The sequence below is a fragment of the Carboxylicivirga sp. genome (assembly GCF_982718395.1).
Genome location: NZ_CEXQWX010000001.1, coordinates 74,545 through 94,178, shown reverse-complemented (window position 1 = coordinate 94,178; position 19,634 = coordinate 74,545). Strand labels below are relative to the sequence as shown.

Annotated in this window: 18 protein-coding genes; 9 read left to right on the top strand and 9 right to left on the bottom strand. The window is 39.1% G+C overall.

Annotated features, from left to right (window positions below):
* Nucleotides 1–74: 74 nt before the first annotated feature.
* The 9 genes from queG to AC4MRQ_RS00360 form a co-directional block, all read right to left on the bottom strand.
* Complete coding sequence (gene queG / locus AC4MRQ_RS00400) at nucleotides 75–1,004, bottom strand: tRNA epoxyqueuosine(34) reductase QueG (protein WP_491195647.1); 930 nt, start codon at nucleotides 1,002–1,004, stop codon at nucleotides 75–77.
* Nucleotides 1,004–1,456 (bottom strand): hypothetical protein, encoded by a 453-nt coding sequence (locus tag AC4MRQ_RS00395; RefSeq protein WP_491195646.1) that lies wholly within the window; start codon nucleotides 1,454–1,456, stop codon nucleotides 1,004–1,006. Before AC4MRQ_RS00395 ends, queG begins: the two co-directional genes overlap by 1 nt.
* A 58-nt stretch (nucleotides 1,457–1,514) precedes the next feature.
* The gene (locus AC4MRQ_RS00390; RefSeq protein ID WP_491195645.1) at nucleotides 1,515–1,832 is read right to left on the bottom strand and encodes an iron-sulfur cluster assembly protein; all 318 of its coding nucleotides are present in this window, start codon (nucleotides 1,830–1,832) and stop codon (nucleotides 1,515–1,517) included.
* A 134-nt stretch (nucleotides 1,833–1,966) separates the two neighbouring features.
* Nucleotides 1,967–2,389, bottom strand: coding sequence for a SufE family protein (locus AC4MRQ_RS00385; protein ID WP_491195644.1), 423 nt, complete (start codon nucleotides 2,387–2,389; stop codon nucleotides 1,967–1,969).
* Between the two features lie 51 nt (nucleotides 2,390–2,440).
* The gene (locus AC4MRQ_RS00380; protein WP_491195643.1) at nucleotides 2,441–3,661 is read right to left on the bottom strand and encodes an aminotransferase class V-fold PLP-dependent enzyme; all 1,221 of its coding nucleotides are present in this window, start codon (nucleotides 3,659–3,661) and stop codon (nucleotides 2,441–2,443) included.
* Nucleotides 3,662–3,783: 122 nt separating this feature from the next.
* Nucleotides 3,784–5,172, bottom strand: a complete 1,389-nt coding sequence (sufD, locus tag AC4MRQ_RS00375) for a Fe-S cluster assembly protein SufD (protein WP_491195642.1) — start codon at nucleotides 5,170–5,172, stop codon at nucleotides 3,784–3,786.
* 117 nt (nucleotides 5,173–5,289) lie between these two features.
* On the bottom strand, nucleotides 5,290–6,042 hold the full coding sequence (sufC, locus tag AC4MRQ_RS00370) for a Fe-S cluster assembly ATPase SufC (protein ID WP_491195641.1): 753 nt from the start codon (nucleotides 6,040–6,042) through the stop codon (nucleotides 5,290–5,292).
* Nucleotides 6,043–6,091: 49 nt separating this feature from the next.
* Nucleotides 6,092–7,540 (bottom strand): Fe-S cluster assembly protein SufB, encoded by a 1,449-nt coding sequence (gene sufB / locus AC4MRQ_RS00365; RefSeq protein ID WP_491195640.1) that lies wholly within the window; start codon nucleotides 7,538–7,540, stop codon nucleotides 6,092–6,094.
* A 290-nt stretch (nucleotides 7,541–7,830) separates the two neighbouring features.
* Entirely contained in the window at nucleotides 7,831–8,271 is a 441-nt protein-coding gene (locus AC4MRQ_RS00360) for a group III truncated hemoglobin (protein ID WP_491195639.1), read from the bottom strand.
* 111 nt (nucleotides 8,272–8,382) lie between these two features.
* Between AC4MRQ_RS00360 and AC4MRQ_RS00355 the strand changes: the two genes are divergently transcribed.
* The 9 genes from AC4MRQ_RS00355 (at nucleotide 8,383) to lepA (ending at nucleotide 19,600) form a co-directional block, all read left to right on the top strand.
* Nucleotides 8,383–11,304, top strand: coding sequence for an FAD-binding and (Fe-S)-binding domain-containing protein (locus tag AC4MRQ_RS00355; RefSeq protein WP_491195638.1), 2,922 nt, complete (start codon nucleotides 8,383–8,385; stop codon nucleotides 11,302–11,304).
* Nucleotides 11,305–11,659: 355 nt separating this feature from the next.
* Nucleotides 11,660–13,000, top strand: a complete 1,341-nt coding sequence (gene gdhA / locus AC4MRQ_RS00350) for an NADP-specific glutamate dehydrogenase (protein WP_491195637.1) — start codon at nucleotides 11,660–11,662, stop codon at nucleotides 12,998–13,000.
* Between the two features lie 143 nt (nucleotides 13,001–13,143).
* A complete protein-coding gene (locus AC4MRQ_RS00345) occupies nucleotides 13,144–13,908 on the top strand; it encodes a TatD family hydrolase (protein ID WP_491195636.1) in 765 nt (254 codons plus the stop codon).
* A 16-nt stretch (nucleotides 13,909–13,924) separates the two neighbouring features.
* Nucleotides 13,925–14,953, top strand: a complete 1,029-nt coding sequence (locus tag AC4MRQ_RS00340; protein ID WP_491195635.1) for an asparaginase — start codon at nucleotides 13,925–13,927, stop codon at nucleotides 14,951–14,953.
* Between the two features lie 318 nt (nucleotides 14,954–15,271).
* Nucleotides 15,272–16,075, top strand: coding sequence for a MotA/TolQ/ExbB proton channel family protein (locus AC4MRQ_RS00335; RefSeq protein ID WP_491195634.1), 804 nt, complete (start codon nucleotides 15,272–15,274; stop codon nucleotides 16,073–16,075).
* A gap of 8 nt (nucleotides 16,076–16,083) precedes the next feature.
* Nucleotides 16,084–16,530: a hypothetical protein gene (locus AC4MRQ_RS00330; RefSeq protein ID WP_491195633.1), complete on the top strand. Its 447-nt coding sequence runs from the start codon at nucleotides 16,084–16,086 to the stop codon at nucleotides 16,528–16,530.
* Between the two features lie 37 nt (nucleotides 16,531–16,567).
* Nucleotides 16,568–17,143, top strand: a complete 576-nt coding sequence (locus AC4MRQ_RS00325) for an ExbD/TolR family protein (RefSeq protein ID WP_491195632.1) — start codon at nucleotides 16,568–16,570, stop codon at nucleotides 17,141–17,143.
* Between the two features lies 1 nt (nucleotide 17,144).
* Nucleotides 17,145–17,618 carry an ExbD/TolR family protein gene (locus tag AC4MRQ_RS00320; RefSeq protein ID WP_491195631.1) on the top strand — a complete coding sequence of 158 codons (474 nt, stop codon included), beginning with the start codon at nucleotides 17,145–17,147 and terminating at the stop codon, nucleotides 17,616–17,618.
* A gap of 194 nt (nucleotides 17,619–17,812) precedes the next feature.
* Nucleotides 17,813–19,600, top strand: a complete 1,788-nt coding sequence (gene lepA / locus AC4MRQ_RS00315) for a translation elongation factor 4 (protein WP_491195630.1) — start codon at nucleotides 17,813–17,815, stop codon at nucleotides 19,598–19,600.
* Nucleotides 19,601–19,634 lie beyond the last annotated feature (34 nt).

Sequence of the window (19,634 nt, the reverse complement as noted above, 5' to 3'; positions counted from 1 at the left end):
AATTGTTTTTACAGCAAATGGATTGGCTTTGTGAGGAACAGGAGGTACTCTTGAGAGATTGTTAAAAGAGAATTCTACCTTAGAAAATTGAGATTACGCTTCAAACCTGCGTACTTCGTTCGTTTAACGGCTGACTTTCGGAATAACTCTCTGAATCGCTCTTCATCCATCTGATGCCATTCGTCTTCTGATAGGTTTAGCAGTTCAGGATGTGGGGAAAATTCTTCTTCTTGGGTTGGCCTTGCCTTCCAGTTCCACGGACAGGCTTCCTGACAGATATCGCAACCAAAAGCCCAGTTCTCAAATTGTCCTTTAAACTTCTCTGGTATCTCGTTGCGATGCTCAATGGTGAGATAGGAAATACATTTATTGGCGTCAAGTTGATAAGGGCCAACCAATGCTCCTGTGGGGCAGGCATCTATACAGCGCTGACAACCACCACATGCTTCTTTAATAGGTTCACCGGGCTCAACCTGAAGGTTGGTAATCATCTCTCCTATCAAGGTATAACTACCCAGCTTTTTATGAATCAAGTTGGTATTTTTACCAATCCATCCTAAACCGGCTTTAGCAGCCCATGCCCGATCCAAAACCGGTGCTGAATCTGTAAACATTCGGCCTTCGAGCGATGGGTATATTTCAGATTTGATAAAATCAAAAAGCAGTTGCAGCTTGTCTTTAATCACAAAATGGTAATCCTTACCATAGGCATAACGTGCCAATTTAGGTGCAGAATTATCTCTTTGCAGTTCTTTTGGTGTGTAGTTGAGCAATACAGAAATAACACTTTGTGCTCCTTCAACCAGTAAAGCCGGATCAGTACGTTTATCGAAGTGGTTATTCATGTAGTTCATCTCAGCCTGGTAGCCTTTTTGAAGCCATTGCTCAAGACGTTTTCTATCTTCATCCAATGGTTCAACTTTGGCAAAACCAACATCGGAGAATCCAAATTCAAGGGCTTTCTCTTTTATCCGCTGTTGATATGCCTGGCTGATGATGCTCATTAACCAACTTTTACATCGAGACTTTTAGCTGTTAGTGCCAATCTTGTTTTTAATTCATGAACGGTATCGGTATCCAGCATCTGGTATTCGAATTCAAAGCTGGATTTATCCTTCAACTTAACCCGGATGGCTGTGATGTTGATCTGTAATTCATCCACATTGCTCCAGGGAGTTTCTATCACTTTAGCGTAAACGGATTTTTTAACAGCAATACCTTGTCTATCCACCTTAATAAATGCTTTTCCAAATGATTTAAGCGGATTAATACCAGCTCCTAAAATGGCATAATAAACACCAGCCATAAAAAAGAGTATCAGGTGAAATAGTTTAAATCGCTGTTGATCGGAGAAAAATCCAAGATAAATGGTTGCTCCGATCATAATCAGTCCTGCAAATAAACGCAGGTAGTTGATCGGTTGTTTCTTAACCAGGTTGATATAAAGTCCTTCCATATCATTCATTAAAAAAAGCCCTCAAACGAGAGCTTCTGATTTCTTATTTTGATTGTGTCTATAACAGGCCAAGCTCTAAAAGTGCTTCCTCCGACAACATATCCTTTGTCCATGGCGGATCAAAGGTTAGATTCAGATCAACACTTTTAATACCATCGATAGCTGCTACTTTATCATGTACCTCTTCTGGTAATGATTCGGCTACAGGACAGTTGGGTGATGTCAATGTCATCACAATGCGAGCCTTCCCTTCTTCATCAACATCAATCTCATAGATCAATCCAAGGTCATAAACATTAACCGGAATTTCCGGATCAAAAATAGTTTTGATCACCTTGATTATCTCTCCTTCTAATTGTAAAAACTCGTTTCCCATTTTTGTTAAGTATTAGCTATCAGCTTTTAGCTGCCAGCTATTTAAATGATGTTTATTTTCAACGTGCCTACCGTAATTCACCTCACTATTGCAATTCTCCCTTCGGACTACGGCCTTTATACTTCGTTCTCTGTTTACCCCATCTTTGCTTTAAAAGCAACAGCGTATAAGCGCATTTGTTTCATCATGGCTAACAGCCCATTTGAGCGCGTTGGTGATAAGTGATCTTTCAATCCGATCTCCTCAACAAAATTCAATTCAGTATTCAAAATTTCATCCGGCGTGCGCTCTGATAAAACACGTATTAACAGGGCGATAATTCCCTTTGTAATGATCGCATCACTGTCGGCCGAATAAATAATTTTACCATCCTGTATCTCGGCATGTACCCACACCTTCGACTGGCAGCCTTCTATCAGGTTTTGTTCCAGACGCCATTCGTCTTTAAAACCATCCAGATCGTTACCAATCTCAATCAGGTAAGAATATTTATCCATCCACTCATCAAAGGCTGCAAATTCTTCAATGATTTCTTCTTGTATTTCGTTTATTGTCATTATCATTTATTCTAATAAATCCGTATAGCAAAATTGATAATTAATAGTGAATCAACCAAACAACTGAGCTACTCGTTCGGTGCTTTCAACCAGTTTATCAATCTCCTCTTTCTTATTATAAAAGGCAAATGAAGCCCTCATTGTTCCGGGAATGTTGAAATACTGCATCACGGGTTGTGCACAATGGTGTCCGGTTCGAATAGCAATGCCCATTTTATCGAGCATAGTACCAATATCAAATGGATGAATATCTCCAATCAGGAAAGAGATAACACTGGATTTTTCTTTGGCTGTTCCAAAAAAGCGAATATCCTGAATGTTGGCTAAACCTTCGCTCGCATAGTCGAGCAATTCTTGTTCGTATTTCGCAATTGCTTCAATGCCTATTGTATTGACATAATCGATAGCTGCACCCAAACCAACCGAACCACTGAAATCAGGTGTTCCGGCTTCAAATTTAAATGGCAATTCGTTATATGTGGTGCCTTCAAACGAAACGGTTTTTATCATTTCGCCGCCTCCCTGGTACGGATCCATTTGATTCAACCACTCTTCTTTTCCATAAATCGCTCCGATACCAGTAGGTCCGTATAGTTTATGTCCGCTAAAAACATAAAAGTCACAGTCCAGTTCCTGCACATCCACCTTAACATGTTGCACGGCTTGTGCTCCGTCAATCATAACCGGAATATTAAGGCTATGTGCTTTATCAATGATCGTCTTAACCGGATTAACTGTTCCAAGCGCATTAGAGATATGAGCTATCGACACCAACTTAGTTTTGCCATTGATTAACTGGTCAATATTGTCAAGTATCAGTTCTCCTGCTTCATTAATGGGAATGTACTTTACAACAACTCCCTTTCTTTTCTCAAGTAATTGCCAGGGTACAATATTGGAATGATGCTCCATTTGAGTAATCAGTACTTCATCACCGGCCTTCAAAAAGGTATCGGCAAATGACGAAGCCAGTAGGTTGATGGATTCTGTTGTTCCCCTCGTAAAAATAACTTCGTGCGAATGTTTGGCGTTGATAAACTTCTGTACTTTAATTCGGGCATCTTCATGCGCCTTTGTACACACATTGCTCAGGTGGTGAACTCCACGGTGAATATTACTATTGTATTTCTGGTATACTTCAGAAACTGCATCAATCACTTGTTGTGGTTTGTGTGTGGTAGCTGCATTGTCAAAGTAAACCAAAGGTTTTCCATAAACCTCTTCGTTCAAAATAGGAAAATCACTTCGTATTTTGTCAATATTAATATTCATCAGGGATATCTTTTTTATTAGCACAAAAGACACGAAGGTTACCGGCAATATTGTCCGGCTCCTCAGTGCCTCTGTTTCTATCATTAATTATGATTTATCTCTAAACCATAGAACGTTTTATTTTATAAACAACTCACGGTGGTACCTTGCTGACCGCAAACTACGCAAGAATCGCACTTATCAAATTCGCCTCTGAAACGCTTTTCAACCAGGTCGCGAATATTTTCTTTCAGCGGTTCAACTCTTATTTTTTCAATCACCTCATAAGCAAAAGCAAACATCAGCAAGATACGTCCCTCACTTTCATTGATGCCCCTGGCACGCAGGTAAAACATCGCGTCATCATCCAGCTGACCTACTGTAGCACCGTGACTACATTTTACGTCATCAGCATAAATCTCCAACTGTGGTTTACTGTTGATCTTTGCATTTTCAGTAAGCAAGAGATTATTATTGCTTTGATAAGCATTGGTTTGTTGCGCATCAGGTCGAACCAGCACCCTACCTGTAAATGCTCCTGAAGCGGAATCGTCCATCACCCCTTTGAATAATTCAAAGCTCTGGCAATTAGGTCGAGCATGATCAATAAACGAATAGTTATCCACATGCTGGTTCTTATCATTAAGGTATAAACCATAAACGTGACTTTCACAGTTCTCATCGTCCATGGTTACACGGATATTATTTCTTGTTACACCAGAATGAAGCGTCAGGCTGTTAGTTAAAACATTAGAGTGTTTCTTCTGATTGATATACATACCGGACACCTGCGTCGTCAGGTTATGCTGATTTTGCACATTGTAAATATCAAATACACTGTTTTCATCGACAAAGATCTCTGTCAGATTGTTGATCACAAACTTTTGCGGAGAAATAGTGTGATCGCATAACATTACTTTGGCTTGGGCATTTTCTTCCACCACAATCAGGTTGCGCTGAAATACCAATCGATCCTGATCACCTGTCATGATGTTTACCAACTGAATTGGTTTCTCAACTACAACTCCTTTTGGTACATAGATAAAAGCTCCATCCTGTGCAAAAGCGGTATTCATTGACGCCATGGCATCTGAACTGCCAATGGTGTGCTCACCGTAGTATTTTTCAAATACCTCTGGATATTCCGCTGCCTTTTCTTTTAAGCTGCCAACAACAACACCTTTGGGCAAATTATTGGCTTCATCCTGATTTGCGAACCATCCGTTAATCAAAAACAGGTTGTGCGTATCCAGATTGGGCACTCCGCAGTTAAATGTTGTTGCAGATCCATTAATTGCTGCCTCGGCTGATAAGGCAATATCCAGAGTTCCTTTAAAATAAGGCTGAAGATTGGTGTACTTATATTCTTCCACTTTATTGGAAGGAATCCCCTTATCCATAAACGTTTCAAAAGCTCTGTCCCTTAAAGCGTTCATTTTATGAGGGGCACCATCTTTCAAAAGAGAAATGTTCTCTTTGTATATCTGGCTATATTCTTCTTGCAGATTAACTATTCGGCAAGTTTTATTCATAATTCTATCATTTAGTATTGAGTATCAAGTACAAAGTATAAAGATGATTTGCATCGAGTCAGTATGATTGAGTACCACTTACTTTTGTACTCATTACTCTGTACTCACTACTAAAAATTAATCCTCAAACTCCTTTTTAATCCAGTCGTAACCTTTCTCTTCCAATTCATGCGCCAACTCTTTACCTGCTGACTTCACAATACGACCTCTGTAAAGCACATGCACATAATCCGGCACAATGTAATCAAGCAGGCGTTGATAGTGTGTAATAAGAATCGTTGCTCTTTCCGGTGATTTTAGTTTGTTAACTCCATTGGCTACGACACGCAAAGCATCAATGTCCAGGCCTGAATCAGTCTCATCCAGAATGGCTAATTTTGGCTCCAGCATGGCCATCTGGAATATCTCATTTTTCTTTTTCTCACCTCCTGAGAATCCTTCATTAACAGAGCGATTTGTCAGATTGGAGTCAATCTCCACCAACTTTTTCTTTTCCCTCATCAACTTCAGAAACTCACTTGCTGAATATGGGTCCTCTTCCCTGTATTTACGGTGCTCATTAACAGCTGTGCGCATAAAGTTAACCATGCTCACACCTGGTATTTCCACCGGATACTGAAAGCTCAGGAACAATCCCTCACGCGCTCTGTCTTCCGGAGCAAGGTCCAATAAATCTTTATCATTAAAGGTAACGTTACCTTCATTCACTTCGAATTTTTCGTTACCGGCCAAAACCGATGATAAGGTACTTTTACCTGAACCGTTTGGTCCCATGATGGCATGAACTTCGCCTGGTTTAACCTCCAGGTTGATACCTCTCAATATCTCTTTGTCATCTATCTTGGCGTGTAAATCTTTAATGACTAACATATGTTGTTATTGTATTATTTGTTTCGACTTGTTTTAATTAATTAGTGGATTAACCCACGCTGCCTTCAAGGCTGATTTGTAATAACTTTTGCGCTTCAACAGCAAATTCCATTGGTAATTGATTGATCACTTCCTTGACATATCCGTTAACAATCAATCCAACCGCATCTTCGGTACTCATACCACGCTGGTTACAGTAGAATATCTGATCTTCACCAATTTTTGATGTTGTAGCTTCGTGCTCTACTTTGGCTGAGTTATTGGCTATCTCCAAATATGGGAAGGTGTGCGCACCACATTTATCACCCAATAATAATGAATCACACTGACTGAAGTTACGCGCATTCTCTGCTCTTTTCGATACTTTCACCAAACCACGGTAGCTGTTCTGACTTTTTCCGGCAGAAACACCTTTTGAAACGATCAGGCTTCGTGTATTTTTTCCCAGGTGAACCATCTTCGTCCCTGTATCCGCCTGTTGGAAATTGTTAGTAACCGCCACACTGTAGAATTCACCCACTGAATGGTCGCCTTGTAATACACAGCTTGGATATTTCCATGTGATGGCCGAACCGGTTTCAACCTGAGTCCATGAAATCTTAGAGTAATCACCTTTACAAATTCCCCGCTTCGTCACAAAGTTGTAAATACCACCTTTACCTTCTTTGTCACCAGGATACCAGTTTTGTACAGTTGAATATTTAACTTCTGCCCTTTCCATCGCAACAATCTCCACAATGGCAGCATGCAGTTGATTCTCATCTCGCTGCGGAGCTGTACAACCTTCCAGGTAACTTACGTAGCTATCATCATCAGCTACAATAAGTGTACGCTCAAACTGGCCGGTATTCATGGCGTTAATTCGGAAGTAGGTTGATAATTCCATTGGGCAACGCACGCCTTTTGGAATATATACAAACGATCCATCACTAAACACGGCGGCATTTAAAGCTCCGAAATAGTTATCCTGATGTGGAACAACTGAACCAAGGTACTTCTTAACCAAGTCAGGATACTCCTGAATAGCTTCGCTGATGGAGCAAAAAATAATTCCCTTCTCAGCCAATGTTTCTTTAAATGTGGTTTTAACCGATACACTGTCAATAACCGCATCCACAGCTACTCCTGCTAAAACTTTTTGCTCATCTAACGGTATACCCAGCTTATCAAATGTTGCTTTCAATTCAGGATCAACATCATCCATGCTTTCCAGTTCCGGTTTCTTTTTGGGAACAGCATAATATATAATGTCCTGGAAGTCTATTGCCGGAATGTCCAGATGAGCCCAATTGGGTTGCTTCATCGTTTGCCAATGACGAAAAGCCTTTAAACGAAATTCAAGCATAAATTCCGGCTCATTCTTCTTTGCCGAAATCATACGAATGATATCTTCGTTTAAGCCCTTAGGAAATTCCTCCATTTCAATATCGGTATAGAACCCATATTTATATTCCCCGCCGGTTACTTCTTCTAATATTTTGTCTTGATCTTCAGCCATACTATACTTTAACTCATGTTCGTCAACCTAACAATGAAGCATATTTTAAGTTCATTGCAGAATTTCATTCAGTAAAATGCGATTTCTTTGGTTATTGGAGCGCAAAAATAAGTAATTATTAAGATTAAATAAAAATTTGAAATCGCGAAATATGTGCTTTATAACATACAGCAAATATTTAGTATTCATGTATGTTGAGCGCGTTTAAATAAACATTTTCAGACACTCGATGAATGCTGACATTAATCTGGTGTTTGTATAAACAAGTACTTCTATTGCTTAATTAGCAGTTATCCAAACTTTATTCCTGAGGCATCTCCGGGAAGTATAAATCCTCCCGGACGCTGATCTAAAACCTTTTTATACATACCTTTTGCCATATTCTGTGCTCTCATTTTTGCCTTTTCAGCCATTTCACCTTCAAACATACTATCAATTGTTTCATGCCATAAACCAACCCACCGATCAAAGTGTGCCGTAGTAATAGCCTGCTTAAACGCCTTATCAATACGATGGTGCGCTTTTGCCGGATTACCGTTAAACCCTTTTACTTCCATCAGGTTCAATTCCCAGAATGCTGTCAATAACTGATAATGTTTTTCCCATTCCTCATCCGTTTTTATTGCGTAATTAAAAAACGGCCCTAAAACTTCATCCTTTTGTACCTTACCATAAAATGAGCGTACCAATTTCTCTATATCGTCTCGTGTTTGTAAATTTGACTTTATCATTTGAGTATTATTATTACTTACTTTGAAAACAGAGCCAACCAGAATTTGTTTATGCCAATTCAATAAACAAAGGTGCTATATGAGTAATTATTTCGAAAACAGGAAAAAGCAATGACAAACGACAAGTATCCGTTTGATAAACTTGAAGAAAAAATAAAGGGTAAACTGCAACTGGACGATGCGTCCAAAATCATTTATAGCACCGATGCTTCTGCTTATTATGAAAAACCTCTTGGCATTGTTACCCCCAGAGATAATATTGATATTTTAGAAATAATCCTGTTTGCCAATCAGCACAAGATATCGCTGATCCCGCGCGCTGCGGGCACATCACTGGCCGGTCAAGTAGTAGGTGCCGGTCTCATTGTTGACATTGGCCGGTATATGAATAAAATACTGGAAGTAAATCCTAAAGAACGCTGGGTAAGAGTTCAGCCCGGAGTGGTGCTTGATGAACTTAACCAATACCTGGAGCCATACGGTCTGTTTTTTGGTCCTGAAACATCTACTTCCAACAGGTGCATGATGGGTGGAATGGTTGGTAATAATTCATGTGGTGCTCATTCATTGATATATGGAAGTACCCGCGATCACACACTGGAATTAAAAGGTTATTTGAGCAATGGCGATGAAGTTGCATTCAAAGGCTTGCAAAAATGGGAGTTTGATAAAAAGTGCCGGAAAGAATCTTTTGAAGGGGAAATATATTCAGCAATTCGTGATCTTCTGACCAACAAAGAAAATCGTAAAAACATTCTTAAGGAGTTTCCGCATCCTGATATTCACAGAAGAAATACCGGATATGCTTTAGACTATTTAATTAACAGCTATCCATTTGATGAAGAAGGAGGCACATTTAATATGTGTCAGTTAATGGCAGGTTCTGAGGGAACATTAATGTTTACAACAGAAATCAAACTAAACCTGATTGGCTTACCTCCACGCGAAAAAGGATTAGTTTGTGTACATCTTAATTCTTTAGAAGCCGCTTTAGAAGCTAATTTAATAGCTCTGAAATACCAACCGGGAGCCGTTGAACTAATGGATAAAGCGATAATGGATCTAACTAAAGACAATGTCCTTCAGAATAAGAATCGCTTTTTTGTAGAAGGAGATCCTGCTGCATTGTTGTTGGTTGAATTTGCCCGTGATAGCCTGGAGGAAGTCGAGAAGCTTTCTTTGGACATGATTGAAGAGATGAAAGCTAACAATTACGGTTACGCTTATCCTATTTTATATGGTGCTGACATTAATAAGGTATGGAATCTGAGAAAAGCAGGATTGGGTGTTTTGGCCAATATGCCGGGTGATGAACGTCCTGTTCCCGTTATTGAAGATACTGCCGTAAGGCCTGAAGATTTACCGGCTTTCATTGCTGACATAAAGGCCATGCTTAAAAGCTATGGTAAAGATTGCATCTATTATGCCCATATCGGAACAGGTGAGTTACATCTCAGACCAGTTCTCAATATGAAGAAGGAAGAGGATGTAGAAGCCTTTTACCAGATTGCTAAAGAAACAGCATTTTTTGTAAAAAAATATAAAGGCTCATTAAGTGGTGAGCATGGCGATGGTCGACTCCGAGGCCAGTTTATTCCGCTAATGGTTGGCGATTACAATTATCAACTAATCAAAGACGTTAAGAACCTTTTTGATCCGGAGGGGATATTTAATGTCAATAAAATTACTGATACACCTCCTATGAACACCTCGATGCGGTATAAACAGACACGCGAAGGGGTCGAAAATAATTTAATTTTCAATTGGTCATCTACCCTGGGCATAGCTAGAGCTGCAGAAAAATGTACCGGATCCGGTGATTGTCGCAAAAGCCATTTGATCGGTGGAACCATGTGTCCCAGCTATATGGGCTCACGTAACGAACAACAAACAACTCGTGCCCGAGCCAACATGCTTCGTGAATTTTTTGCCGGTACAATTCCTGCTACAAAACTCGGCTTTGATGAAGTAAAGGGCATTTTAGATTTATGCTTATCCTGTAAAGCATGTAAAACCGAATGTCCGAGTAACGTTGACCTGACCAAGCTGAAAGCTGAATTTCTTAATATATATCATCAACAATTTGGCATACCTTATCGCACCAGATTAGTGGCTGCATTGCCAAAACTCAATCAAATATTAATGCCGTTTTCATACCTATATAATAAAGGTATTAATACGCGTTTAGTAAAAAACTTTAACGAGAAGTACTTAGGTTTTTCAAGTAAAAGGAAACTTCCAAAACTTTCGCCGCAATCTCTTAGCAGGTGGGATAAAAAACGAAAACATCCTATCAAATCATCGAGAACTATCTACGTATTTGCCGATGAGTTCAGTAATTACAGTGAATCTGAAATTGGAATTGCAGCAGTACTCCTTTTGGAGAAACTTGGTTATAAAGTAATATTGCTCAAACAATTGATCAGTGGACGTACATATTTATCCAAGGGCTTATTGAATGAAGCGTCTAAATTAGCCAGGCAAAATGTTAACAAGATTTCAAAATTAGTGAGTGAACAGAAACCACTTGTTGGTATTGAACCGTCTGCTATCTTAACAATCAGGGATGAATACCCTGAGTTGGTGCCGGAAGAATTAAAAGAAAAGGCCGAACTATTGGCTACAAACACCTATACTTTTGAAGAATTTCTTGCAAATGAAACAGAACAGGGGCATATTACATCTGACCAGTTTATTGAAGACAAAAAGCAACTCAAATTTCATGCGCATTGTTACCAAAAGGTACTTTCAGATACGAGCCTTACAAAAAAGGTTCTTGAAATTCCAAAGAATTATGTAGCAGATGAAATTCCTTCGGGGTGTTGCGGCATGGCTGGTTCTTTTGGCTACGAAAAAGAGCACTATGATTTATCAATGAAGATCGGTGAATTGGTTTTGTTCCCTGAAGTCAGGAAAAGTAAGGACAGTTCTTTGATTGTAGCAGCAGGCACCTCATGTCGTCATCAGATTAAAGATGGAACTGATGTAACAGCACTGCATCCGGCACAAGTGTTATACCAAGCATTAAAATAAGGATGAAACTTAGCTACGGTCATACTTATCTTCAAACATTTCTTAAATAATATCACCAGATAGTAAGTAGGTGTTTAAGTCTAAAATAAAGGACTTATAAAGAGTGTAAAAACATGACAAATAACAATTGCTTACAATTTTTGACCATTAGACGACTTCCGTTTAGGTGATATATGTCATGAAGTGCTAAAAAACATGTTTGATCAAATCGCAAAATACTGTATTCGTGATACTTGAGTATTTTTTCAAAATATTCAAATTTCCTTACAAATTATAATGCGGTTATTTAAAAATATCTATTTTTGGAACCATAATTTTACAATTAACAAGATCCAACATTTAATACCTTTTCAATATGGACGCTAAGATGAAGGAATTCATGGATAGCGTTAGGGTTAAGAACCCTGGCGAAGACGAATTTTTGCAAGCAGTGCAAGAAGTAGTAGAAACAGTTTGGGATTTCTATCAGGAAAACCCACATTATAAAAAAGCAAAGATACTGGAACGTATGTGTGAGCCTGAAAGGGTAATTATGTTCCGTGTACCATGGGTTGACGACAGTGGTGAAGTACAGGTTAACCGTGGTTTCCGTGTTGAGTTTAACTCAGCTATCGGACCCTATAAAGGAGGTTTACGTTTCCACCCAAGTGTAACATTAAGTGGTCTTAAATTTTTAGGTTTTGAGCAGACTTTCAAAAACAGCTTAACTACCCTTCCAATGGGTGGTGGTAAAGGAGGTTCTGATTTCAATCCTAAAGGTAAGTCTGATAATGAAATCATGCGTTTCTGCCAGGCTTTCATGAGCGAATTATTCCGTCACATCGGTCCTAACACTGACGTACCTGCTGGTGATATTGGTGTTGGTGGTCGTGAAATCGGTTACTTATTCGGTCAATACAAAAAGCTTCGTAACGAATTTACAGGTGTACTAACAGGTAAAGGTGCTGAGTACGGAGGTTCGTTAATTCGTCCGGAAGCAACAGGTTTTGGGGCTATTTATTTCGTACGCGAAATGTTAGCAACAAAAGGAGAAAACATGGAAGGTAAAACAGTTTCTTTATCAGGCTTTGGTAATGTAGCATGGGGTGCTGCTTTAAAAGCTGTTGAGTACGGAGCTAAAGTAGTTACCATCTCTGGTCCTGATGGGTATATTTATGATCCTGAAGGTATCTCTGGTGATAAGATTGAGTACATGTTAGAGCTTCGTGCTTCTAACCAGGATATCGTTGCACCTTATGCAGAAAGATACCCTGAAGCAACATTCTTCGCTGGTAAGAAGCCATGGGAACAAAAAGCAGACATTGCAGTTCCTTGTGCTATTCAGAACGAGTTGAACGAAGAAGATTGCAAAACACTAATTGACAACGGATGTCACATAATTGCTGAAGCATCTAACATGGGATGTACTGCTGAGGCTGCTTTTATGGCAACTGAGAAAATCATGTTTGCTCCAGGTAAAGCAGTAAATGCAGGTGGTGTTGCAGTTTCTGGTTTGGAAATGACTCAGAACAGCATGCGCTTAAACTGGATTGAAAAAGAAGTGGATGAGCGCTTAGATCAGATTATGACCAGCATCCATAATGCATGTGTAAAATATGGAACAGAGCCGAATGGCAAAGTAAATTACATCAAAGGAGCTAACATTGGCGGTTTTGTGAAAGTGGCCGACGCAATGATTGCTCAAGGTGTTGTTTAAATTTTTCTGAATGCAACAAATACAGGCCGTCTCCTCCCCGGGACGGCCTTCTTGTAACTTTATCAAAAGAAGAAAATCCTTTGACCTGAAGCTGAAAACTTGATAAACATTGGTATTTTTGCTGCTCACTAAAATTGTTTATTGTGATTGATACACATTCTCACATATACCTTCCGGAATTTAACGAGGACAGAGATGACGTGATCGAACGGGCAAAAAATGCCGGACTTGAAGCTATACTTATGCCCAATGTTGATGGTGAAACCATCGAAGACATGCATCAGCTGGAAGCCAGCAATAAAGGATTTTGTCATGCGATGATGGGCGTTCACCCAACCTCTGTTAAAGCGGATTATATGAATGCACTGAGGGAGGTAAAGAAACATCTGGATGCACGTTCCTATATTGCAGTTGGTGAAATTGGAATTGATTTATATTGGGATAAAACATTTCGCCGGGAGCAGATGCTGGCTTTTGAGCAGCAGATTATTTGGGCAAAAGAATTGGGCTTGCCAATTGTTATTCATTGCAGAGATGCCTTCCCTGAAGTGTTCGAAGTTGTTGACAAATTAATAGATGAGAACCTGACAGGTGTTTTCCATAGTTTTAGCGGCGGGTTGGATGAAGCCAAACGAATTTTAGACTATAAAACGTTTATGCTTGGAATTAATGGGGTGGTCACTTTTAAAAATACTGATCTGAGGGAAACACTTAAGGAAGTGCCGCTGGAAAAGGTGATTCTTGAAACCGATGCGCCTTATTTAGCTCCTGTTCCCAAAAGAGGAAGAAGAAATGAGCCTGCCTATCTCGAACGAATAGCAGAAACAATAGCAAAAGTTCACGAAGTGTCGATTGATGATATTAAAAAGCAAACAACTATTAATGCCAGACAGTTATTTGCCTTATAGTTAAAAACAAGATGAGATGGAAGAAAGAAAGATATTAATAATATATACTGGTGGTACAATTGGAATGGTTATCGATCCTGAAACCAACTCACTAGTACCTTTTGATTTTGAAAGTATCTCCAAACAAGTACCCGAGTTGCGTAAGTTTGACTTTCAGGTTAAAAGTATTTCTTTTGAACCCCTCATCGACTCTTCTGACATGCACCCTGAGGTGTGGATCAAGCTGGTAAGCCTTATTGAGGAAAACTATTCGATGTATGATGGCTTTGTGATTTTGCATGGTACTGATACCATGGCTTATACATCCAGTGCATTGAGCTTCATGCTTCAAAATCTGAAAAAACCCGTTGTACTAACAGGAAGTCAGTTGCCACTGGGTACAATTCGCACAGATGGAAAAGAAAATCTGATTACTGCCCTGGAAATTGCTGCTGCACAAAAAAACAGGCAGGCATTAGTACCAGAAGTTTGCATCTATTTTAAAGATAAACTATTTAGAGGCAACCGAACCACAAAATATAATGCAGAGCATTTCCATGCCTTCCGCTCTGATAACTATCCTCCGTTAGCCGAGGCTGGAATCCACCTGAAGTACAACTATCCCTATATACGTTATACCACTTTGAATGGAACATTTCGGGTGGCTAAAAAAATGGACACCAATGTAGCCTTACTTAGAATATTTCCCGGCATTAATAAAGATGTGGTGAAAGCCGTCCTTAATGCTCCGAATATCAAAGCAGTGGTTTTGGAAACCTATGGATCAGGTAATGCGCCTACCAAGCAATGGTTTTTGGATGCTATTAAAGAGGCATTGGATCGTGATTTAATTATCCTGAATGTGACACAATGTTTAGCAGGTAGTGTTGAAATGTGGCGTTACGAAACCGGTGTTCACCTTCTGGAGCTGGGTGTTGTCAGTGGCTACGACATGACAACCGAAGCTGCTGTAACCAAACTCATGTATCTGCTAGCTAACTGTTCTTCCGTTGATGAGGTAAAAGCAAGTTTGAACAAATCGCTACAGGGTGAGATTCACATTTAAATAGATGCCCGTCGTGTTGATAAAGTTATATTTCATCTATTCTTCTTTTTAATTCTATTTTAGAAACTTAAGCCGAATAGATTTAATAAATTCATGACAGGTGTCATTGATTTATTGACCAGAGTTATACAATGTGTTGCCAATAACGAAAATTAACAGTTCAAAGTTTGTAATTGACTTTTTTTTTGTAATTTGCAACCCTGAAAAATTAAAGGGTTTGAACCTTTTTTGAAACTTTCATTAAGGAAAGAAAGGGGACAACATTAAACTATTTTGAGTATTAACAATACTAATACAAATCAAAATTTTTAGCAGACTATGAAAAAGCTATTTGCGTTTTTAGCAGTAATTGGAATGCTGAGCACTGGTGCCAATGCCGTTTATGCTCAGAACGACGAAAATGTAGCTGGCGAAGCTACAGAACAGGTGACAGAATCACCTAGTGAAGGAACTATGGCCGTTGAAGAAGCAGGTGCCGAAGCGCCAAAGGGAATTCACAAGCAGATTAAAGCAAAATTCATCGAAGGTGGTGCAATGTTTATGAGCTTTGTACTTTTAGCCTTGATTTTTGGTTTAGCAATCTGTATTGAAAGAATCATTTACTTGAATCTTGCTTCTACAAACACTAAGAAGTTGTTACAAAACATCGAGAATGCGTTGAATGACGGCGGTGTTGAAGCAGCTAAAGAAGTGTGTCGTAACACAAGAGGTCCTGTTGCTTCTATTTTCTACCAGGGTCTTGACCGTTTCGATGAAGGTATTGAAGTAGTTGAGAAATCAGTTATTTCTTACGGTTCAGTTCAAATGGGTCTTTTAGAAAAAGGTTTAACCTGGATTTCATTGTTTATCTCGCTTGCTCCTATGCTTGGTTTCATGGGTACTGTAATCGGTATGATCGAAGCTTTCGATAACATTCAGGCAATGGGTACTATTTCTGCAACAGCTGTAGCAGGTGGTATTAAGGTGGCGTTGATTACCACTGTATCTGGTTTGATCGTAGCTATCATCCTTCAGGTATTCTACAACTACATCGTATCTAAAATCGATGGTATTGTAAATACAATGGAAGATGCTTCAATCTCTCTACTAGATATTTTGGTAAAATATAACATGAAAAAATAATTGTCATTATGACTAAGCTTTCAAAAATTTTAAATATTGTATTATACCTGTTGTTAGCGATCACAGCGGTATTTGCCGGAATGTTCTATTTCGGTGGTGAAATACCAGGTGAGACCTACAAAACACCAGTTTATACAGAGTCATTCTTGAACTGGGGTAAATTATTAATTTACATTACAGCAGGTATTTCACTATTATTTGAAGTGTTCCACTTAGTGATGAATCCTAAAAATGCTATTCGTTCTTTGATCTCAATAGCAATTTTGGGGGTAATCGTTTTAGTGGCATATAGCTTGTCAGATGACACGCCGCTTCAACTAATAGGTTATCAAGGTGCTGATAATGTTCCTAGCATGTTGACCATGGCTGGTACAATGCTTTATGGAACCTACTTATTATTCGGAATAGTAATTTCAGCTATTCTATACACAGAGTTATCACGTCTGTTTAAATAATGGCCCGATCCTTTTAGGATCTTAAAATTAATTGTCTATGGCAAAAAGAGAAGTACAAGAAGTTAATGCAGGGTCAATGGCAGATATTGCTTTCTTGTTACTTATCTTCTTCCTGGTAACCACAACCATGGATACCGATACTGGTATAGCAACTCTTCTTCCTCCACCGGTTGAAGAAGAACCAGAAGACACACCTCCTGTAAAGGAGCGTAACGTTTTCACGGTGCTAATTAACAGCCAGAATCAATTATTGGTTGAAGGTAAACCAATGGAGATAAGGGACTTGACAGAAGCAGCTAAAGAATTCATTGTGAATCCACTGGATGATGAAAATCTACCGGAGAAAAACACGAAAGAAGTTGAATTCTTTGGAACTGTTGAAATTGGAAAGGGTATAATATCTCTGCAAAACGACCGTGATACAGAATATCAAACTTATCTAATGGTTCAGAATGAGCTTCAAAGAGCGATTAATGAACTGAGAGATGATTTGTCGAAAAAGAAATTTGGTAAACTTTACGGGGAATTAGAAAAAGAAGAGCAGAAAGCTGTTCGAACTATTTATCCGAGGAAGATATCAGAGGCAGAACCTAAAAACATAGGAGGAAAATAGTATGGCAAAGTTCAGAAAAAAGAAGAGCGGTGGCCAGCAAGCTATTAACACGGCCTCGTTACCAGATATCGTATTTATGTTGCTTTTCTTCTTTATGGTATCAACAACCATGAAAGAGGTAGACTTAAACGTAATTGTTAAGCCTGCGCAAGCAACCGAACTAGTGAAGCTTGAGAAAAAAGAATTGGTTACTTTTATTTATGTAGGTATACCTGCTAAAAAGTATCAGTCTTTATACGGTAGTGAGCCTCGCATTCAGTTAAACGATCAGTTCTCAACTGTTGCCGACATTCAGAGTTACATTGCGCAATCGCGTGATAACATGAGTGAAGCAAACCAGTCAAAAATGATTGTTTCGATTAAAGCTGATAAAGAGTGCCCAATGGGTATCATTACTGACATCAAGCAAGCATTGCGTAAAGCAGCAGCCTTGAAGTTGAATTACTCAGCTGCTGAGTTAATGCAAGACAGATAATTTTATTGTTGTCTAAATATAGAAAGGGAAGCATTTTGCTTCCCTTTTTTTGTCTTATTACTTTTGCTTAGAACCTCTCACTGCATAGTGGTAAAGCTATATTTACTTAGGCTATAGTCAGTTTTTAATTAATTAAGTATCTTTGCAATCCTTGTTAATAGATTAACAAGCTAATTGATTGAAAGTAATTGTAGATGAAGAATATACGTAATTTTTGCATTATTGCTCATATCGACCATGGGAAGAGTACCTTGGCTGACCGACTATTGGGACATACAGGAACTGTAACCGGTAAGGATGCCCAGGCCCAGGTACTTGATGATATGGATTTGGAACGCGAACGTGGTATTACCATAAAGAGTCACGCCATCCAGATGGATTATGAGTTTGAAGGTGAAAAATATGTTTTGAACCTGATTGACACACCAGGACACGTGGATTTCTCTTACGAAGTATCTCGGTCGATTGCAGCCTGCGAAGGAGCTTTGCTAATTGTTGATGCTACTCAAGGTATTCAGGCACAAACCATCTCTAATTTGTATCAGGCCATCGAAAATGATTTGACCATTATACCGGTACTAAATAAGATGGATTTGCCTAACGCAATGCCTGAGGAGGTAGAAGATCAAATTATTGATTTGATTGGTTGCGACCGAGAGGAGATTATCCGCGCCAGTGGCAAAACAGGAGAAGGTGTAGATAATATACTTGCAGCATTAATTGACCGTGTTCCTGCTCCTGAAGGTGATAAGGATGCACCATTACAATGCTTAATTTTCGACTCTGTTTTTAATTCATTCCGGGGAATCATCGCTTACTTTAAGGTTGTCAACGGCTCCATTAAGAAAGGCGATCACGTTAAGTTCTTCAATACCGAAAAGGAATACTATGCTGATGAAGTGGGTGTTCTCCGATTGGATATGGAGCCACGTAAAGAACTAAAAACTGGCGATGTAGGTTATATTATTTCTGGTATTAAAACCAGCAAGGAAGTTAAAGTTGGTGATACCATTACCCATGTAAAAGGTGGATGTAAAGAAGCCATTGGAGGATTTGAAGAAGTAAAACCAATGGTATTTGCAGGCGTTTACCCTATTGATGCAGAAGACTATGAAGACTTACGCGCTGCAATGGAAAAATTACAGCTAAATGATGCTTCGCTAACTTATGAACCTGAGTCTTCAGCTGCATTAGGTTTTGGTTTCCGATGTGGATTCCTGGGATTGTTGCATATGGAGATCATCCAGGAGCGATTGGATCGAGAGTTTGACATGGCTGTAATTACTACTGTACCAAACGTACCTTACGTAGCGCACACCAAGAAAGGAGAAACTATTGACGTTCATACACCATCAGAATTACCTGAGCCAACCATACTTGATAAAGTTGAAGAACCATATATTCGTGCTTCAGTAATAACTAAATCAGAGTACATTGGTCAGATTATGACCCTTTGCTTAGGTAAGCGTGGTACACTTATGAAACAACATTACCTGACTGCCGATCGTGTTGATTTGGAGTTTGAATTACCATTAGCTGAGATTGTATTCGATTTCTACGATAAACTAAAGAGTATTTCAAAAGGCTATGCTTCGTTTGACTATCACCCAATTGAATTCAGAGCTGCCAAACTGGTTCGTTTAGATATTCTGTTGAATGGTGAAAGTGTGGATGCATTATCATCGCTGATACACTTTGATAATGCACAGGTATTTGGACGTCGCATGTGTGAAAAACTGAAGGAGCTAATCCCAAGACAACAGTTTGATATTGCGATTCAGGCGGCTGTAGGAGCTAAAGTAATTGCACGTGAAACAGTGAAGGCTGTACGAAAAGATGTGACGGCTAAATGTTATGGTGGCGATATTTCTCGTAAACGTAAATTATTAGAGAAACAGAAGAAAGGTAAGAAGCGTATGAAACAGGTTGGTAATGTGGAAGTTCCGCAAAAAGCCTTCCTGGCCGTTCTTAAATTAGACTAGTATAAGAATTCCCTTGTTGGGAAGTGGAAATAAC